Annotated in this window: 15 protein-coding genes; 4 read left to right on the forward strand and 11 right to left on the reverse strand. The window is 68.2% G+C overall.

Annotated elements, in window-relative coordinates:
- Positions 1 to 719: 719 nt before the first annotated feature.
- Positions 720 to 1,769, reverse strand: coding sequence for a chorismate synthase (gene aroC / locus ACYYG1_RS02180; protein WP_461208630.1), 1,050 nt, complete (start codon positions 1,767 to 1,769; stop codon positions 720 to 722).
- Positions 1,770 to 1,915: 146 nt separating this feature from the next.
- Here aroC and dgt point away from each other — a divergent pair, with 146 nt between their 5' ends.
- Positions 1,916 to 3,244 carry a dGTP triphosphohydrolase gene (dgt, locus tag ACYYG1_RS02185; protein WP_461208631.1) on the forward strand — a complete coding sequence of 443 codons (1,329 nt, stop codon included), beginning with the start codon at positions 1,916 to 1,918 and terminating at the stop codon, positions 3,242 to 3,244.
- 178 nt (positions 3,245 to 3,422) lie between these two features.
- On the opposite strand, the gene ACYYG1_RS02190 is transcribed toward dgt, so the two are convergent.
- Both ACYYG1_RS02190 and ACYYG1_RS02195 read right to left on the reverse strand, forming a co-directional pair.
- Positions 3,423 to 3,989 carry a nicotinate-nucleotide adenylyltransferase gene (locus tag ACYYG1_RS02190; RefSeq protein ID WP_461208632.1) on the reverse strand — a complete coding sequence of 189 codons (567 nt, stop codon included), beginning with the start codon at positions 3,987 to 3,989 and terminating at the stop codon, positions 3,423 to 3,425.
- Positions 3,990 to 3,993: 4 nt separating this feature from the next.
- On the reverse strand, positions 3,994 to 5,307 hold the full coding sequence (locus ACYYG1_RS02195; protein ID WP_461208633.1) for a BPG-independent phosphoglycerate mutase family protein: 1,314 nt from the start codon (positions 5,305 to 5,307) through the stop codon (positions 3,994 to 3,996).
- 125 nt (positions 5,308 to 5,432) lie between these two features.
- On the opposite strand from ACYYG1_RS02195, the gene ACYYG1_RS02200 reads away from it, so the two are divergent.
- Together ACYYG1_RS02200 and ACYYG1_RS02205 are read left to right on the forward strand one after the other, a co-directional pair.
- Positions 5,433 to 6,059: a PHP domain-containing protein gene (locus ACYYG1_RS02200; protein WP_461208634.1), complete on the forward strand. Its 627-nt coding sequence runs from the start codon at positions 5,433 to 5,435 to the stop codon at positions 6,057 to 6,059.
- A 331-nt stretch (positions 6,060 to 6,390) separates the two neighbouring features.
- Positions 6,391 to 7,260, forward strand: coding sequence for a universal stress protein (locus ACYYG1_RS02205; RefSeq protein ID WP_461208635.1), 870 nt, complete (start codon positions 6,391 to 6,393; stop codon positions 7,258 to 7,260).
- 200 nt (positions 7,261 to 7,460) lie between these two features.
- Here the strand turns inward: ACYYG1_RS02205 and ACYYG1_RS02210 are convergent, their stop codons facing one another.
- The 4 genes from ACYYG1_RS02210 to ACYYG1_RS02225 form a co-directional block, all read right to left on the reverse strand.
- Complete coding sequence (locus ACYYG1_RS02210) at positions 7,461 to 9,032, reverse strand: two-component system sensor histidine kinase NtrB (RefSeq protein ID WP_461208636.1); 1,572 nt, start codon at positions 9,030 to 9,032, stop codon at positions 7,461 to 7,463.
- Between the two features lie 137 nt (positions 9,033 to 9,169).
- Complete coding sequence (locus ACYYG1_RS02215; protein WP_461208637.1) at positions 9,170 to 9,496, reverse strand: hypothetical protein; 327 nt, start codon at positions 9,494 to 9,496, stop codon at positions 9,170 to 9,172.
- 4 nt (positions 9,497 to 9,500) lie between these two features.
- Positions 9,501 to 10,580, reverse strand: coding sequence for a sulfite exporter TauE/SafE family protein (locus tag ACYYG1_RS02220; protein WP_461208638.1), 1,080 nt, complete (start codon positions 10,578 to 10,580; stop codon positions 9,501 to 9,503).
- A gap of 16 nt (positions 10,581 to 10,596) precedes the next feature.
- The gene (locus ACYYG1_RS02225; RefSeq protein ID WP_461208639.1) at positions 10,597 to 10,896 is read right to left on the reverse strand and encodes a DVU0150 family protein; all 300 of its coding nucleotides are present in this window, start codon (positions 10,894 to 10,896) and stop codon (positions 10,597 to 10,599) included.
- Between the two features lie 284 nt (positions 10,897 to 11,180).
- Between ACYYG1_RS02225 and ACYYG1_RS02230 the strand changes: the two genes are divergently transcribed.
- The gene (locus tag ACYYG1_RS02230; RefSeq protein WP_461208640.1) at positions 11,181 to 13,709 is read left to right on the forward strand and encodes a sigma 54-interacting transcriptional regulator; all 2,529 of its coding nucleotides are present in this window, start codon (positions 11,181 to 11,183) and stop codon (positions 13,707 to 13,709) included.
- Positions 13,710 to 13,954: 245 nt separating this feature from the next.
- Here the strand turns inward: ACYYG1_RS02230 and ACYYG1_RS02235 are convergent, their stop codons facing one another.
- The 4 genes from ACYYG1_RS02235 to ACYYG1_RS02250 are packed head-to-tail and all read right to left on the reverse strand — an operon-like array spanning position 13,955 to position 17,386.
- Positions 13,955 to 14,347, reverse strand: coding sequence for a response regulator (locus tag ACYYG1_RS02235; RefSeq protein WP_461208641.1), 393 nt, complete (start codon positions 14,345 to 14,347; stop codon positions 13,955 to 13,957).
- A complete protein-coding gene (locus tag ACYYG1_RS02240; RefSeq protein WP_461208642.1) occupies positions 14,344 to 15,312 on the reverse strand; it encodes a sensor histidine kinase in 969 nt (322 codons plus the stop codon). The genes ACYYG1_RS02235 and ACYYG1_RS02240 overlap by 4 nt, the downstream gene beginning before the upstream one ends.
- Positions 15,309 to 15,710, reverse strand: coding sequence for a sigma-54-dependent transcriptional regulator (locus tag ACYYG1_RS02245; protein WP_461208643.1), 402 nt, complete (start codon positions 15,708 to 15,710; stop codon positions 15,309 to 15,311). The genes ACYYG1_RS02240 and ACYYG1_RS02245 overlap by 4 nt, the downstream gene beginning before the upstream one ends.
- Positions 15,707 to 17,386: a sensor histidine kinase gene (locus ACYYG1_RS02250; RefSeq protein WP_461208644.1), complete on the reverse strand. Its 1,680-nt coding sequence runs from the start codon at positions 17,384 to 17,386 to the stop codon at positions 15,707 to 15,709. Before ACYYG1_RS02250 ends, ACYYG1_RS02245 begins: the two co-directional genes overlap by 4 nt.
- Positions 17,387 to 17,403: the final 17 nt, after the last annotated feature.

Consider the following 17,403-nt stretch of genomic DNA (forward strand, 5'->3'; position numbering starts at 1 on the left):
AGGTGATGCCGCCCCGTCGCACGAGCCCGGCTTCGCTTCGCTGATTTCCATCACAGCCGCTGCGCCGGGCAGCGCGCCGGGGCTTTGGGAGTCCCGTAGGGCGGGGCGCAAGCAGTGCGGCGGCACGGGGCAAGGACTGCGGCCGGACACCGCATGCTGTCTGATCCTGCCCCTCATCCGTTCAACGCCCAAGCTCATCGGCCAATGTCATCGGCGCACATCCATGCCCACCCCGAAAATCGGGACCGTAAAGCGAATTCCCGGGCGTACCGTGTAGCCCGAGGAATTACGCAGGGACCGCCTACGCCCTCGGCGTCATGACCCTGCGGTCATTCTCTTCCAGCAACCCGCCTCTCGGACGCACATCCCCACCACCCGCATCGGGGCGATAGGGGCGACGCGGAGGCGTATCGCGTAGCCCCGCCAAAGCCCCTGCCCCGCCGACACGCTCGGCCTTCATGGGAAGATAACCCACCGCAGCGCCTAAGCCTTTATCGGCCCGCCATCGCCCCCGCCCCAAAAGGGGGCAGGGGAGTGCAGAGGGGCCTGGGGGGGCTCGCCCCCCGGCCCCTTTGCCAGCTGGTTCAAAAGCGCGAGCTTTTGAATCTGCTGTCCCCCCATCGCCATGCATCCTCCCCTTCCCCTGTGGCGCAGCACTAAAAAAGCCCCCCGCGCGTCATCAGCGCGGGGGGCTTCACGCCCTCTGCGTGAGGCTCGCTCTAAATCCGCTTCTGCAACAAAATCATATCCGCCAACACCAACTGCACCATGGCTTTCAGCACCGGATTGATGCGCGGGATCGCGCAAATGTCGTGTCGTCCGCCCACGCGAATGGTGGCGGCCTGCCCCTTGCTGTCCACGGTCCGCTGCTCCATGGCTATGGACGGGATGGGCTTCACGAAGGCGCGCGCCACAACGTCCTGGCCGCTGGAAACGCCGCCCAGGATGCCGCCCGCGTTGTTGCTGGCGAAACCGCCCGGCAGCAGGGGGTCGTTGTTGGCGCTGCCCGTGCTGCGGGCCGCGTCCGCGCCCGCGCCGATCTCCACGGCCTTGACCGCGCCCACGCCCATGAGCGCGTAGGCCAGGCGGGCGTCCAGCTTGTCGAACACGGGTTCGCCCAGGCCCGCGGGCACGCCCGTGGCCAGGATCTCCACCACCCCGCCCAGGGTGTCGCCCTGGGCCTTGACCTCGCGGATGCGCTCCTCGAAGCGTTCGGCGGCCCCGTCCTCGGGCGCGAAAAAGGGCCTGTCCTGCGCGCCCCAGGGGTCGCGGACCTCGGCCCGCACCCCGCCGATCTCCGTGGTGTAGGCGGCGACGCGCACGCCGTGGGCCGCCAGGAGCGCCCCGGCCACGGCCCCGCCCGCCACGCGGGACACGGTCTCGCGGCCCGAGGAGCGGCCCCCGCCCCGGTAGTCGCGCACCCCGAACTTGGCCTGCAGGCTCCAGTCCGCGTGCCCGGGGCGGTAGACGTCCTTGATGGCCGAATAGTCGCGGGAGCGCTGGTCCTCGTTGCGGATCAGGAAGCCGATGGGCGTGCCCGTGGTGCGGCCCTCGAACACGCCGGAGAGGATCTCCACGCGGTCGGATTCCTTGCGCGCCGTGGACGCCGGGCCCTGGCCGGGCTTGCGCCGGTCCAGCTCGGCCTGGATCAGGGCCTCGTCCAGGGCCAGCCCCGGGGGGCAGCCGTCCACCACGCCGCCCAGGCCCGGGCCGTGGGATTCGCCGAACGTGGTCAGCCGGAACAGGGTGCCGAAAGTGTTGCCGCTCATGTTTTCCTCCGCAGTCGCTATCTAGCAGAATCGATTGTCCGAGGCCAGAGCAAGGCCTCGGGCCCGGCGGTTGAGACCTCGGGCTGTTCGGGCTAGTCTGCCTGGACGCCGGACGCCCGGCGCGCACCCTCACCAGGAGACGAGTCATGAGCGGGCACAGGATGCAATGGGACAGGCTGCTTTCCACGGCGCGCGTGGGGTTCGACGGGCCGAGCCCGGACGTGCGCAGCCAGTTTCAGCGCGACGTGGACAGGATACTCTTCAGCGACGCCTTCCGCCGCCTGGGCCGCAAGACCCAGGTCCATCCCCTGAACGAGAACGACCACATCCACTCCCGCCTGACCCACAGCCTGGAGGTCTCCAGCGTGGGCCGCAGCCTGGGCGAGGCCGTGGGCGTGTTCCTGCGCGGACGGGGCGAGCTGCCCGGGGAATTGTCCCCGCACCACGTGGGGCAGGTGGTGCAGGCCGCGTGCCTGGCCCACGACATCGGCAACCCGCCCTTCGGCCACAGCGGCGAGTCCGCCATCAAGGACTGGTTCGCGTCCCACGCCGCGCACGTCGCCCACCTGCCCGTGGAGCAGCGTTCGGATTTCACCAAGTTCGACGGCAACGCCATGTCCGTGCGCGTGCTCCTGTCCACGGGCTTCTACGGCCAGGGCATGAGCCCCACCCATGCGGTGCTCGGGGCGCTGCTCAAGTATCCCTGGCCCTCGTCCTTCGACGCGGGCAAGGACAAGTTCAGCTTCTTCCAGGCCGAGGCGCCCCTCGTGCGCGAGGCCGCCGAGGCCATGGGCATGCCCGAGCTGGACGGCCGCTTCGCGCGCCATCCCCTGGCCCATCTGGCCGAGGCCTCCGACGACATCTGCTACCGCATCATCGACATGGAGGACGCCACGGAGCTGGGCATCCTGGACGAGGGCTTCATGCTCCAGAGCTTCGGCCCCCTCCTGGGCATCGAGGAGGGCACGGAGCGCTGGATGCGCTATGCGGGCTGGCATTTCCGCCAGCGCAACTCCGTGCTGCGCGCCAAGCTCATGGGCCTGGCCACGGACGAGGTCTTGGCCCTGTTCCGGGAGCATTACGAGGAGATCATGACCGGGGCCCTGGACCACCACAAGGGGCTCATGGACCTGGCCAAGGGCGGGGCCCTGGCCGAGCTGCGCCGGGTCTACGCCTCCATCGGCAAGCGGCTGTTCCTGTCCCGGCGCAAGGTCATCCTGGAACTGGGCGCGCAGAACGTCCTGGGCGGGCTCCTGGACATGACCGCGCCGGAGATGGCGCGGCTGTGCACGGGCGAGAAGTCCTTCGGCAGGGAGCACGTGAAGACGCTGTTCGGGGCCGAGGCCGTGGAGCGCGCGGCCGAGGGCGGCGACTGCGCCTACGCGGTGTTGCTCCTGCTCCTGGATTACGTGGCGGGCATGACCGACCACTACGCCGCTGACCTGGGACGCAGGCTGCGCGGCGACTGGGCCTGAGCGCAGGCCGCCCCAAAACAGCGATCTGCTGCGTTGCTTCAAAAAAGGCAAACCCTCGCGTAGCGAAAGCGTTGGGATACGCGTCGGGCCTGCATTTTTCTTGCGCCTTGCATCTCACTGTTTTGGGACGGCCTGCGCACGAGCGATTCTATTTGAATGGCCTGTCTGAGAGGGCTTTTCAGCACTCGGCCATGCGCGCCAGGCGGCCGGGGATGTCCCATTCGCGCATGCGTCGGGCCACGGCCGGGGGCACCAGGGGCTCCCAGTCCCCGCCTTCGACCATCAGGCGGCGCACCTGGGTGGCGGTGATGCCCTTTTCCTCGGGCGGCCGCTCCCAGAGCACGTGGGTGGAGAGGCCCAGGGACAAGAATCGGGCCTGTTTCTCCCGCCCCCAGTCGTCGTAGATGGTCAGGAGGAACACCGCGTCCATGGGCACATAGTGCCGGTAGAGCTCCGGAAAATTGATGGGCAGGGGCACCACGGAGAGCGCCTTCTCGGGCACGCCCGCCTCGGCCAGGGCCTCGCGGACGCAGACCTGGCGCTCGTAGTAGGTCAGGGGGTTGGCCTCCGGGCGGCTGCGCCCAGGCGCCGAGCCTTCGAAGCGCGAGAGGTGCGGGTCGGGGTTGGTGACGCCCGCCACCAGGTGCGAACAGAGCTCCCACCCGGCCAGCAGATAGCGCAGGTGGTCGTTGTGCAGGATTTGGAAGCGCCCGTGGATCACGGCCACGGGGAAGTCCTTGCTCATGGCCTCACTCCGTGCGGAAGGGTTCGTAGACCCCCGGCCAGAAGGCCCGGTCCACGGGCGTGTCCATGATGCCCATGAGCTTGGCCCTGTCCAGGTAGTTGAGCACCAGATACATGAACTCCAGGCCGCGCACCGTGCCCAGGGCCCCGGTGGCGGCGCTGACCTCGTCGAAGCGCGCCACCGCGTCCACGCGCACGCCGGGTCCGGCGAAAGCCAGGGGCACGGGCTCCCCCGAGTGCACCAGCGGGCCCGAGGACGGGGTGCTGTGGTCCGCGGTCAGGGCCAGCACCAGGTCCGGGTCGGCCATGAGCGCGTCCAGGTGTACGCCCACGGCCCGGTCCAGGGCCTCGATGACCGCCTTCTTGTGTTCGGGGTTCTTGGTGTGCGCGGCCGCGTCCGGGGCCTTGGTGTGCACGTGGATGAAATCGTGCTCCCGCAGGGCCTCGCGGGCCAGGGCCAGCTGCGCGGCGTAGTCCGCCTCCACGTCCCCGCTGCGGGGCGCGTCCAGGGGCGTGAGGCCCAGGTAGGCGGCCAGGCCCTTGTACACGATGCCCGAGGACACCGTGGCCCCGCGCAGGCCGTAGCGCTCGCGAAACGGTTCCACCAGGCCCCTGCGCCCGGCGCGCTGGGTGACAACGCCGCTGGCCGGATCCAGGCCCCGGGCTTCCCGGGCCCGGTTCACGGGGTGGGCGGCCAGGGCGCGGTGGGCGAAGAGGACGTATGCCCTGAGTGCGCGGGCCGTGCGGATGGCCGGGGCGTCGTTCTCGAACCTGCGCCAGGGCGTGAGCGCGCTCATGGGGTCCCCGTCGCGCATGGTGTTGGTGTCCGTGACGAAGCGGGACACGTCCCCGCGCACGCGCAGGACCCCGAAGAGTTCCTTTTCGCGGTGGAAGGTGATCTCGATGCCGTCGTGCTCGAAGCGCTCCACCGCCCGGACGAGTTCGGCGGCCTGGTCCTCGGGCACGTCGGGCACGATGTCCCGGTCCTGGTACAGCACGCCTGCGCGCTCGCGCACGCAGGCCAGGTGCGCCAGCACGGCCACGTCCCGGGAGCCCATGTCCATGCCCGCGCCCAGGGCCTCCAGGGCCCCGCGCCCGGGGAATTCGTCCAGCCCGTAGCCGAACAGGGTGAAATGCGCGTTTTCGCTGGGCAGGGCCTGGCCCATGGACGCGGCGTGGAACAGGCCGTTGGCCCCGGCGGCGGCGATGCGGTCCAGGTTGGGGGTGGACGCGGCCTGCAGGGGGGTCATGCCGTTCAGGGCTGGATGGGAGCGGTCCCCGAGGCCGTCCAGAAGCAGAAGCAGGCATTTCCTGGGCATGGAATTCCTTGCCGTGGATGGCGGTTGGTCTTCGGATATCCCATAGAACCAGACAATCCCCCGGACTGCAACCCATAGCGGCAAACGATTTGTGCGCACGCCTTGCGCGGCTTATACAATGGAGGATGCTTTTCGATCTGCACGTGCACACCGACATCTCCCCTTGCAGCGACCTGCGCTTGGTGGACATCCTGGAGCTTGCGCCTCGGCGCGGCCTGGACGGGGTCTGCATCACGGACCACGACACCGTGCTGGCCCGCGAGCGCCTGGACCAGGGGCCGCAGCCCGGCGGGCTGGTGGTGCTGGTGGGCATGGAATACGCCACCAGCCAGGGCGACTTCCTGGTCTTCGGGACTCCGGCCCTGCCCGCGGGTCTTTCGGCCTTGCGCCTCCTGTCCCTGGTGGAGGAGGCCGGGGGCGCCGCCGTGGCCGCGCATCCCTGCCGCGCCTCGCGGCCGGCGGACCGGGGCGCGCTTCTGGGCGGGCGCTGCCACGGCGTGGAGATCATGAACGGCCGCAACTCGCTGCGCGAGAACGACCTGGCCGGGCCCTGGCCCCGGATGCTGGACCTGGCGGCCACGGGCGGCAGCGACGCCCACGCCCGCAGCGAGCTGGGCCGCTACGGCACCCGTTTCTCCGACCCCGTGGCCGACATGGACGACCTGGTGCGCGCCCTGCGCGCCGGGCGCTGCGCCGCCGAGCCCCTGCACCCGGGGCTGTACGCGGAGTCCGGCGCGGCCCTTTTCGGCTGATCCTTCCATTTCCTTTTGCCCGTCGGCGTCGAGCGCGCGGCAATGCAGCGCGGCGCGCCCGGCGCGCATGCGTTCCGCATCGGGTTCGCGCGGCGCTCCCGTGCGCATGCGCCGTGGTCCTTGCGATATTCTTTTGCCGATAGCTTGAAGATTCGTCTTGCGTAACCGTGGGGCTTGCGTATTTCCGTTTTTGCCCTGTATCTTTTTGCGATGCTTCAGTAAGTGTATATAGGCATGGTGCATGCTTGAGCCTGTGTGCGGGCAGGGTTGCGCAATGGCGCGCGGGGCGCCGGACTTGCGGAAGGCTCCGGGGGGAGCAAGGAGTGGGGGCATGGACAAGCATCTGCTGGTCACAGTGAGCGGAGACAAGAGCGCCATGAGCGGCGTGCGCTTCGTGAGTTCCTTTTTCCGGGACAAGAGCCGGCTGCGGGTCACGCTGTTCTACACGGCCCCGCGCCCCCCGGCGCTGTGGGGCGGCGAACTGAACTACGAATCCCTGAACGAATACGAGGTCCAGTCCCGCAGGAACGAGCTCAAGGGCAAGCGGGCCCTGGAGGAGGCCATGCGCCTGCTCTCGGACATGGGCTTCCCCGAGGAGCGCATCAACGCCAAGCTGACCCTGCGCAACGTGTCCACGGCCGACGACATCCTGCGCGAGGGCGAGGAGGGGCTGTACGACGCCCTGGTCCTGGGCCGCAGGGGCGTGACCCGGCTGGAGGAGTTCCTGGCCGAGAGCGTCTCCGGCCAGCTGGCCTTCAGCAACGCGGCCTGCCCCCTGTGGATCTGCCGGCGCATCGACCCGGAGCGCAGCGGGGTGCTGCTCTGCCTGGACGGATCCGACGCCAGCCTGCGCGCCGCGGACCACGTGGGCTACATGGTGGGCCCCCTGGAGCGCCACGAGGTGACCATGGCCCGCGTGCTGCGCGGCGCCGGGGACGAGCCTCCGGAGACCACGTTCATGCGCGCCCGGGGCGTGCTCATGGACAACGGGGTTGCCGAGGGACGCATCCGTGAAAAGGTCCTGGACGACGGGGCCGCGCCCAAGGCGCTGTTGACCGAGGCCCAGGAGGGCGGGTACGCGGCCGTGGCCATCGGCCGCACCGGGCGCGGCCGCAGCCTGCTCAGGCGGATGTTCATGGGTTCCGTGGGCCGGACCCTGCTACAGGAGCTGGAGGGAGTATCCCTCTGGATGCGCTCCTAGCGGGCCGCTGAAAAACAGCGATCTGCGGCGTTGCTGCGAAAAATGCAGACCCTCGCGTATTGGGATACAGCTCTGCTCTCGATATCTGTAAGGCTCGAAGACTCGCCTAACAGCTAGTCGGTCGTCGGGCCTGCATTTTTCTTGCGCCTTGCATCTCACTGTTTTTGAGCGGCCCGCGCAGAAGTTTTTCCAACAGTCTGCTAGAGTTCGTCCTCGGGGCCGAATCCGGGGGCGCTGTCCGGGACGTCGTCGTCCACGATCTCGGGGATGGGCGAGGGGCTCCATTCCACGGACAGGGTGGGCATCAGGCGCATGGTGATGGTGGTGCCCTCGCCCGGGCGGCTCTCCAGGTGCACGCTGCCCCCGAAGTCCTCGATGATCTTCTGGATCATGGCCAGGCCCAGGCCCGTGCCCCCCTCCTTGGTGCTGGCGAAGGGGCTGAAGGCCTTTTCCATTTCCTGGGGCGTCATGCCCCGGCCCGTGTCACGCACGGACAGGGCCACCATGTCCCCGTCCAGCACCGCGCCCATGGTCACGGTGCCGCCCTCGGGCATGGCCTCCAAAGCGTTCTTGACGCAGTTCACCAGGCACTGCTTGATGCGCCCGGGCCCGGCGATGACCTTGGGCAGGTCCGAGGCGCACTGGATCACGAACCCGTAGCCCGAGCGCTCGTACCCGATGCGCATCAGTCCGGCCACTTGCTCCATGAGCGGGGGCAGGTCCACCTCGCCCACGGAGCCCTGGGTGGGCTTGGTGAAGTTCAGGACGTCGCTGAGCATCTTGTCCAGGCGCTTGGTCTCCTCCAGGATGATCTGGGCCTTTTCCTTGTCCGTCTCGTCCAGGTTGGGCGACTTGAGGAGCGAGCCCACGAATCCGCCGATGGCGAACAGCGGGTTGCGGATCTCGTGGGCCAGGTACATGGCCATCTCGCCCACCACGGAAAGCTTCTCGGACTGCTGGCGCTGCTTTTCCAGGCTGGTGCGCGAGGTGATGTCCCGGCGCAGCACGGCCACGTGGGTCATGTTCCCTTCCGCGTCCCGGATGGGGTAGGAATAGATGCGGAAATACAGGAGCTTGCCCTCGGGGCTCACCCGGGTCAGCAGGGCCTCGGCCTTGCGGCCCTGGGCCAGGGTGGCGTGGAACGGGCACTTGAGGTTCTCGCCCCGGCAAAAAGGCACGCCCCGGGCCAGGCTCTGCACCTGCCAGCAGGGCTTGCCCACGAGGTGCTCCTTGTCCTGGCCCGTGCGCTGCTGCACGTGCTCGTTCATGTCCACCACGCGGCTCTTGAGGTCCAGGAGCAGCACGTCCTCGCGGATCTGCCCGGCCACGGCCTTGAGCAGGGCCCGGGAGCGGTCCAGCTTCATGCGCTGGTGCATGGCCGCCTGGTGCATAGTGTGCAGCCCGCACAGGAACACGGCCCCGCGCCGGTCCATGATGGACACGCCCTGGGGCACGTCCCGCCGCGCGGCTTGGGAGTCGAAGACGCCCTTGATGTCCACCGCCAGGTTCAGCTCGGGAACCTCGGCGAGCATCGCCCGCCAGGACGCGAACACGCGCACGCCCTCGGCCTTGAGCCGTTCCACCTTGCCGGTGTTCAGGTCCGGCTCGGCCACGGCGGACAGGCGCATGGGCGGCAGGAACACGGAATAGGACTCGTCGGACAGGATCTCCGACAGGGACCAGAAGCCCGGGCCCGAACCCACGATGCCCACCACGAACTCCTGGTCGTCGAGTTCCCAGAGGCAGAATCCATCGGCATTGTCAGGGATCATGCGCTGTCCCCCGGCCGGACTGCGGCCTGGTCTGCGCCGCCCGCGTGGCGGCGGCGAAGGTCTTCGGGACCAGGGTAGTGCGGACGGATGCCGGGTTCAACGGGGGGCGGCGCATCCAGCCGCCGGTCGGAGTCGGGCTATTCCCGGGCCCCTTGCTTGGTCACGTTCATCACCTTGAGGGCGATCTTGCCGGAGCCTCCCAGGTCGTAGGCGATGCGCAGGATGTCCCCGGGTTCCGGGGCCAGGCCGATCTTGGCCGTGGAGATGTCGAAGGTGGCGGTGACGCCGGTGCTGCGTCCGTAGGGATGGTCCTGGCTGAAGTTGATGTCGTATTCCTCGACCGTCAGGGTCTGGGCGGCGGCGTTCAGCTCCAGGCACTTGCCCTGGACCACCTCGGCGGCCAGGGCCCCGGACGGGGCCAGAAGCAGGGCGGCCAAGGCCAGGGCGGCGAATATCTTGTTCATGTGCTCACTCCTCGCCCGTGCCGTGGGCCTCGGCCCGCGCCAGTTTCTTTTCCCGCAGCTCGCTTGCCGCGCCCACCAGCATGACCTTGAGGATGTACAGGCAGAGCAGGGCCATGGTCCCCAGGATCAGGACGGCCGCCGGGGTGTCGTGGCCCAGCTGCTTGAGGATCACCGAGAGCATGCAGCAGACCACGGCCGCTCCGAAGGCCAGGCGGATGCCGTAGCCCCTGGAGTACTTCGTGGCCACGGTGCCGATCTGCGCGCCGATGGCCGCGCCCGCGAGCATCACGAACACGGCCACGATCTCGATGCGGCCCTTGAGCGTGTAGGTGAAGGCTCCGTAGATACCCGCGAGCATCACGGTGAAAAGGTCCGTGCCCACGGCCACGTGGGTCGGGCAGCCCAGGAGGTAGACCAGGGCGGGCATGCGCAACAGCCCGCCGCCGATGCCCAGGAATCCGGCCAGCACGCCCGTCGCCAGGCTGACGGCCACGGGCAGCCACAGGGAGCAGGTGAAGCCCGCCACGTGGAAGTCGATCATGGGCGGGATGTTGATTCTGCGCAGGAGCTTGTACCAGGTCACGCCGTCGGGCTCCTGGTCCTCGGATCTGTCTTCTCCCTGGCTCAGCCGCCTGCGCTTGCGCCGCGAGGCCTTGAGGCAGTCGTAGAAGATCATCCAGGCCACCAGGGCCAGGAATCCGGCGTACATCCAGCGGATCACGGCCCCGGCCAGACCCAGGCGTTCGAAGTGCATCACGAACTGGGCCCCGATCTCGATGCCCGCCATGGTGCCCAGCAGCAGGATGAATCCCAATTTGTGGTCCACGTTGCCGAACCGGGAGTGGCGCACCGTGGAGATCATGGACTTGCCCGCGATGTGCGCCATGTCCGTGCCGATGGCGAACGCCATGGGAAAGCCCAGGATGTTCAGGCCCGGCGTGACCATCCAGGCCCCGCCCATGCCGAAGAAGCCGCCGATGACCCCCACGGAGAAGCCGATGAGCAGCAGCCCCGGCCACAGGATGTGCATGCCCGCGATGGGCATGTACATGTAGAGCCAGCCTGGATCGTTGAAGAATTCCATTCACATGCCCCGGCGCCTAGAGTTCGATGATCTCGCGGGTTTCCAGGTCCAGTCCCGTGCGGGCCATGATGGTGTCCATGAGCAGCCCGAGGATGCTGCCCACTAGGAGCGTCAGGACCACGGTCCAGACTGCGAATAGGGTGATGTTGGTATTGTAGAGGTCGGCGAGGTACCTGAGCATGGCCGAGTCGATGACCCGGGTGTCCACCACCACAACCAGTTCGTGGAAGTCGCGGGCGCCGGCGAAGGCGCAGCCCGCCGACCAGAGCAACAGGAGCAGGACACGGGGTATCAGGGCCATGCGGGTTTTGGGCATGCGGTCTCTCCTTGCGCTGCTGCCTGTTTGGGCGTCGGCCCCGGGCTTTGCCCGATAGACCACGCTCTTCTGCTTGAGCAAAGCCTATGCCAATGGCTCGAAGTGCGCGGCAAGGCGCGAGGCCAGCAGAAAATAGGCCTTGCGCAATAGGTTTTTGCGTGATAGCCGAAAGCTGGTTCCGCGACTCATATCAAGAGGAGGGTCTTGTTGTGGGGATTTTCAGCGGGCGTTTAGCGCCGTCCGGACCCGAGGACCGCAAGGGCAGGGCCACGGGACGGAGCTTGATGACGAAGCTCATGTTCTGGCTGCTGCCGTCGGTGGTTATCATCGTCCTGGCGGAAGGCCTCGTGAGCTACCGGGTTTCCTACAAGTTCATCGACATCGCCCTGGAGCGGAACGTCCGTGTCCAGACCCTGGCCATCGCCCACGGGGTGAACACCTTCCTGGACACCTGCAAGCGCGACCTGCTGTTCGTGGCCAAGGGCTCCATGAACGAGGCCTCCCTGCGTGATTTTCTTGCGCGAAAAAAAGCCTCGGGCTGGACCGGGTATCGCGAACTGTCATACGTGTCGCCGGATAACGAGGGGCACGTGATTCTGGTTTCCAAGGGCCAGGACATCTTTCGCATTCCCGAGGGCCGGGTTTCAAACATGTCCCCGGATCCGTTCATGGTTTTCGAGGAGGCCAAGGGGCTCAAGCCCGGTCAGGTCAGCCTCTCGCGCATCGTCAAGGCCGAGTATCCCTTTCCCTCCAAGGATTCCAAGAGCCGCCGGGTCTCGTCCCACATCATCCGCTTCGCCACGCCCTGCGACCCGGACGGGGACGGCCGCTTCGGGTATCTGGTCCTGGCCGTGGACGTACGCCGGGTGCGCGACATCCTATCCCTGTACAACTCCGACCAGTCGCCCCTGTGGGGTTATCCGCGCAGCGACGAGCTGCGCTTCAACTACCTGTTCGACCCGCAGGGCTGGATCCTGTTCCAGTCCGAGGATTTGAACCAGGATGACCCGCCCCTGACCACCTATCTGGCGCGCACCGGGCTGGACGGCACCCTGGGTCGCCCGGGCCTGGACTGCGCCTTCCGGCCCAGCTCCGGAAACATGCCCTTCTGGAGCATGATCGCGGACATCGGCGAGTCCAAGGCCAACCTGCTGCGCGTGGCGGACAAGGGCACCGAGACCGGCGAGATCAAGCAGTATTATTTCTCCTACGCGCCGGTGACCTTCGACTCCGGGGACGGCAAGCCCAGGGTCCACTGGGGCGTGGCCTACGTGGACCGCTCCAAGCTGACCCTGGCCGCGGGCTACAGGCACCTGGACAGCCTGTTCATCATCACCCTGGTGGCCGTGGGCGGGATATCCCTGATCCTCTTCGTCACCAGCCGCCTGGTGACGCGCCCCGTGCTCCTGCTCTCGCGCAGCGTGGACAAGTTCCGCTCCACCGGGGAGATCCGCAAGATCGACCTGCACGCTGCGGGCTATGAGACCGGCCTGCTGTCCGAGACCATCAACGACATGATCGACATCATCCGCCAGCAGCGCACCGAGCTGAAGCAGAAGGACGAGATCATCCGGGCCGTGAGCCTGATGGAAAAGGCCGACATCGCCAGCGAGGTGCCCCGCGACGCGGACGGGGCCGAGCTGAACATCATCCCCGAGATCGTGGGCCACGGCCCCAAGATCGTGCAGCTCAAGTCCGACATCCTCAAGGCCTCCCAGGCCGACGTGGACGTGCTCATCCTCGGCGAGACGGGCACGGGCAAGCAGCTCACGGCCGAGGCCGTGCACCGCCACAGCGGGCGCTCCTCCAAGCCGTTCATCTCCATCAACTGCGGGGCCCTGGACGAGAACCTGCTCCTGGACACCCTTTTCGGCCACGTCAAGGGCGCGTTCACCGAGGCCCGGGGCGACCGCAAGGGCGCGTTCCTGGAGGCCCACGGCGGGACCCTGTTCCTGGACGAGATCCAGGCGGCCTCGGCCAAGGTCCAGCAGTCGCTGCTGCGGGCCATCTCCATGCGCAAGATCAAGCCCCTGGGTTCGGACAAGGAGCTGGACGTGGACGTGCGCCTCATCGCGGCCACCAACGCGGACCTGCCCGAACTGATCAAGGCCGGGGATTTCCGCGAGGACCTCTACTTCCGGCTCAAGGTCATCACCGTGCAGACGCCCTCCCTCAAGGAGCACCCTGAGAGCATCCCCGCCCTGACCATGTACTATCTGCACCATGCCGAGCAGATGGTGGGCCGCAAGGGCGTGGCCCTGTCCAAGGGCGCGCTGGAGAAGCTCAAGCAGTACGAGTGGCCCGGCAACATCCGGGAGTTGATCAACGTCATCACCCGCGCCGTGGTCATGACCGAGCACGACATCATCCAGGCCACCGACATCCGCCTGGAGGGCGAGGACCGGCTCGGGCTGGCCGGGGCCCTGCCCGGGGCCGAGCCCTGGGCCCGCCGCGACGGCGCCGCGCCCGAACCCGGCCCCGGCCGTGGGCCCGGCCGTGGGCCTGTGGACGAGGAACCCGCCTCCGCCGAGGCCGAGCCCGCGGAGCCGGGCGCGGGACTTCCCGCGCAGGCGTCTCCGCCCAGGCCAGCGCCCCAGGGCGGGGGAGCCATGTCCAGGCTCAACGCGCGCCAGCGCCGGGCCTATCCCGAGATCATGCGCCGCGCCGAGATCAGTCGCCAGGATTACCAGGACATCGTGGGCGGCGGCCTGCCCTCGCGCACCGCGGTCTACGATCTGCAGGACATGGTCAAGAAGGGCCTGCTCACCAAATCCGGCAAGGGCCCGGCCACGCGCTACGTGGTGCCCAGCTGATCCGGCCCGGTCCCGACCGGCCGACGAGAACATGACGGAACCGGCGCGCTGTGTGCAGCGCGCCGGTTCTTTTCGCTTGCGGCCTTGTGTGGGGTGCGGGGGTCAGCTGAGTGCCGCGCGGGGGCGTTGCCCGCTTGCTGGAGTGCGGGGCGGGGTAAGATTTAGCGGGACCTCCCGGGCAGCCGCGCCCCCCGCAGAGGGCGTGCAGGGAGCGCGGACCGGGACGCCGCCGCGGGTTGGCCCTCCTAGGCGGAGAGGGCGCCCCGTTCGTTGGCCCAGTGGATCTTCTTCACTATCTCCTTGGTGGAGCATGGCTTGAGCAGGTAGTCGAAGGCCCCGTGGTTCATCATCTCCACGGCGTCGTCCACGGACGCGTGCCCCGTGAGGATGATGACCACCACCTTGTCCAGGTTCCGCTTGCGCATTTCCTTCAAGGTGCCCAGGGCGTTCAGGCCCGGCATGCGCACGTCCAGGAGCATCACGTCGTAGCCGGTGTGCCCCAGCTCCTCCAGGGCCGCCTCGCCGCTGTCCACCCCGTGGGCGAACAGGGTGTCGTCCCTGTTCAGGAGGGTGGTCAGGTTGGTGCGGAAGGTCTCGTCGTCGTCCACAACGAGGACCCTGATGATGGTTTCGGTCATGGCTGCACCTCCGTTCCCGGCCCGGGACCGCCCAGGGGCAGGCGCAGCACGAAGCGCGCGCCGCCGCCGGGGTTGTCGAGGACCGTGATTGCGCCGCCCAGCCTGTCCATGATGCCCAGGCACACGGAGAGGCCCAGACCAGTACCCTTGCCGGGGGGCTTGGTTGTGAAAAAGGGGTTGAAGATCCTGTCCCTATGTTCGGGGGGGATGCCGGGGCCGTTGTCGCCGACCTCCACGAGGGCCCCGTCTCCGCCGTCGCGGCTTACCGAAACCGTGATTTCTCCGCCGTTCTCCAAGGCCTGGGCGGCGTTGACCAGGAGGTTCAGGATTACCTGGCGCAGCATGGGCGCGCTGGTCAGCACCGGCGGCATGCCCGGCTCGTAGCGGCGCGTGAAGCTGATGCCGTCGCCGCGCGCCCCGCGCTCCACCAAGGCCACCATGTCCTCGGCCAGGGCCGCCAGGTCCGTGTCCTGGGGCACCGGGTCGTTGCGCCGGGCCAGGTCCAGGGTGGCGTGGGTGATCTCGCCGCAGCGCTCCACCTGCTCGGCGATGCGCGCCACGGCGGCCCGGATGCGCGCGGCGCTTTCCGGGGCCGATGCGGCCGCGTCCTGGACGTCCAGCTCCAGGAGCTCGGTCTCCTGGCCGATGATGGCCAGGGGGGTGTTGATCTCGTGGGCGATGCCGGTGGCCAGCTGTCCCAGGGCGGCCAACTTCTGGGACTGGATCAGGTGCTCGTCGCAGTGGTGCGGTGCCTCCGCGCGGCGCGCCCCGCGCCGGGCCAGGCGCTCGGCCAGCACGGCCGCCCCCGCCGCCGCCAGGCCCAGAAGCAGGGCCCTTGGCCCCGGGCGGTCGGCGCCCAGCAGCACGCAGGCCAGCACGAAGGGCGGCAGGGCGTAGCGGAACAGGGTCCCTCCCAGGTCCTGGGCCGGGCTCCTGCCCGGAAGCGGGGCGGCCTGGTGCGTCACGCGCCTTCCTCCATGCTCCTGCGCCGCCGGGCGTGGTCCCAGGCTCGGCGGATGCGCTCCAGGAGGTCGTCGATCTTGAAGGGCTTCATCACGTAGTCGTAGGCGCCCAGGCTGATGCCCTTGAGCCCGGATTCCGCGGAACCGTGGCCCGTGAGCATGATGACCTCCACCTGCGGGTGGCGCGTGCGGATTTCCTTGAGGGTTTCCAGGCCGTCCATGCCCGGCATGCGCACATCCAGCACCACCACGTCCACCTCGTGGGCGGCCAGGTGGTTCAGGGCCTCGGGCCCGCTGCCCACGCCCGCGACGTCCAGGTTGCGCTTGGAAAAGCGTTTCACGAACAAACGGATGAAATCGGGCTCGTCGTCCACCACGAGCACCCTCACGGTGTCGCTCATGATTCCTCCTTGCGCGGGGTGCGGCCGCCGCTCACGGGCAGGCTGACAGTGAAGGTCGTGCCCTGGCCCAGGGCGCTCTCCACGTCCAGGGAACCGCCCAGCTTCTGCATGATGCTGTAGGCGATGGACAGGCCCAGGCCCGTGCCCTCGCCGGGCTTTTTGCTGCTGAAGAAAGGGTCGAAGATGCGGGGCAGCACGTCCGGGGCGATGCCCGGGCCCGTGTCGGCCACGGCCACGGTGACCACGCGGTCGTCGGGCTTGAAGCGGGTGCGCACCACGACCTGGCCCTTGTTGCCCACGGCGTCGATGGCGTTCTCGATGAGGTTCAAGAGCACCTGCTGCAGCTGCGCCGAGTCCGTGGTCACCCGGGGCAGGCGCTCGGAGAAGTCGCGGGACAGCCCGATCTCCCGGTGCAGGGCCTCGTTGGCCAGAAAGCCCATGGTGTGCTCGGCCACGAGGTTCAGGTCCACGTCCTCTTCCATGGGCTCCATGCGCCGGGCGAAGCCGAGCATGCGGTGGGTCACGCCCCGGGCCCGCTCCACGTTGAGTTCGATCTTGTCCAGGGATTCGCTGATCTCGTCGTAGTTCACGATCTGGGCAGGGTCCTCCTCGGTGAGCAGGTCCTTGATCCAGCCCGCGCTCTCCATGATCAGGGTCAGGGGGTTGTTGACCTCGTGGGCCACGCCCGCGGCCAGCTTGCCCAGGGCGGCCATCTTGCCCGACTGCATGAGGTTGGCGTCCAGGGCGGCCTTTTCCTGCTCAGCGCGCACCAGCCTGGTGACCATGGTCCGCGATGTCAGGGCCACGCCCGTGATCAGCACCAGGGCCGCCGCGCCCAGGGCCAGGGCCCCGGTGTAGCGCGCCTGGAACAGGGGCGAGAAGGCCTCGTCCGGGTCCTCCAGGACCACCAGCAGCCAGTCCTTGCCCTCCAGCCAGGTCTGGCCGCAGATCATGTCCTTGGCCTGGATGGCGGTCTCCTGCACGCGTTCGCCCTCGAAGCGGGCCGGGATGGGCACCGGGCAGGCCGAGAGCAGGCCCTGGCCCCGACGCGGGGTGGTCTGGAGCTTGCCCTGGCTGTTGACCAGGAAGGCGTCGCCGTTGTCGCCCAGCTGCAGGCTCTGCACTAGCTGGTTGAAGATGTCCGAGTCGATGGTGGCGCGCAGGATCCAGGCGCTTTCGCCCTGCCCGTTGCGCACGGCGATGATGAAATGGGGGAAGTTCCTGAAGCCCATGAACACGTCGCTGACGTGTTCGCCCCGGAGCATGGCTTCCTGGAACCAAGGCTCCTCGCTGTAGTTCACCGCGCCCAGGCGGTAGGGGCCCACGTAGGCCACGTGCTGGCCCGAGGAATCGATGATGCCCACGTCGATGTAGGACTTGGAATTGCCCTGGATGGTGTTGAACAGGGCCCGCAGCTGTTTCGGGTCGGATATCTCGGCGTAGGAATGGGTCAGGGCCAGGTTCTTGAGCTGGGCCACGCGCTCGGCCAGGAACAGGTCGATGACCCGGCGCTTGCCGGCCACGGCCGAGGACAGCCGGGCCGTGACCTTGCTCCTGTAGGCGGTGCCGTATTCATTGTTGATGATCCAGCCCAGGGCCAGGAGGGGGATCAGGGAGAAGGCCAGCATCACCGCCATCATCCGTCCCCGAAGCCGTGTGTAGTCTTGAAAATTCATGCTCCATCCCCGTCGCC

The sequence above is a fragment of the Desulfocurvus sp. DL1XJH-121 genome (assembly GCF_054819825.1).

Coding starts and splice junctions, on each gene's coding strand:
- aroC (WP_461208630.1), bottom strand. CDS start 1,769: ATGAGCGGCAACACTTTCGGCACCCTGTTCCGGCTGACCACGTTCGGC.
- dgt (WP_461208631.1), top strand. CDS start 1,916: ATGAGCGGGCACAGGATGCAATGGGACAGGCTGCTTTCCACGGCGCGC.
- ACYYG1_RS02190 (WP_461208632.1), bottom strand. CDS start 3,989: ATGAGCAAGGACTTCCCCGTGGCCGTGATCCACGGGCGCTTCCAAATC.
- ACYYG1_RS02195 (WP_461208633.1), bottom strand. CDS start 5,307: ATGCCCAGGAAATGCCTGCTTCTGCTTCTGGACGGCCTCGGGGACCGC.
- ACYYG1_RS02200 (WP_461208634.1), top strand. CDS start 5,433: ATGCTTTTCGATCTGCACGTGCACACCGACATCTCCCCTTGCAGCGAC.
- ACYYG1_RS02205 (WP_461208635.1), top strand. CDS start 6,391: ATGGACAAGCATCTGCTGGTCACAGTGAGCGGAGACAAGAGCGCCATG.
- ACYYG1_RS02210 (WP_461208636.1), bottom strand. CDS start 9,032: ATGATCCCTGACAATGCCGATGGATTCTGCCTCTGGGAACTCGACGAC.
- ACYYG1_RS02215 (WP_461208637.1), bottom strand. CDS start 9,496: ATGAACAAGATATTCGCCGCCCTGGCCTTGGCCGCCCTGCTTCTGGCC.
- ACYYG1_RS02220 (WP_461208638.1), bottom strand. CDS start 10,580: ATGGAATTCTTCAACGATCCAGGCTGGCTCTACATGTACATGCCCATC.
- ACYYG1_RS02225 (WP_461208639.1), bottom strand. CDS start 10,896: ATGCCCAAAACCCGCATGGCCCTGATACCCCGTGTCCTGCTCCTGTTG.
- ACYYG1_RS02230 (WP_461208640.1), top strand. CDS start 11,181: ATGACGAAGCTCATGTTCTGGCTGCTGCCGTCGGTGGTTATCATCGTC.
- ACYYG1_RS02235 (WP_461208641.1), bottom strand. CDS start 14,347: ATGACCGAAACCATCATCAGGGTCCTCGTTGTGGACGACGACGAGACC.
- ACYYG1_RS02245 (WP_461208643.1), bottom strand. CDS start 15,710: ATGAGCGACACCGTGAGGGTGCTCGTGGTGGACGACGAGCCCGATTTC.
- ACYYG1_RS02250 (WP_461208644.1), bottom strand. CDS start 17,386: ATGAATTTTCAAGACTACACACGGCTTCGGGGACGGATGATGGCGGTG.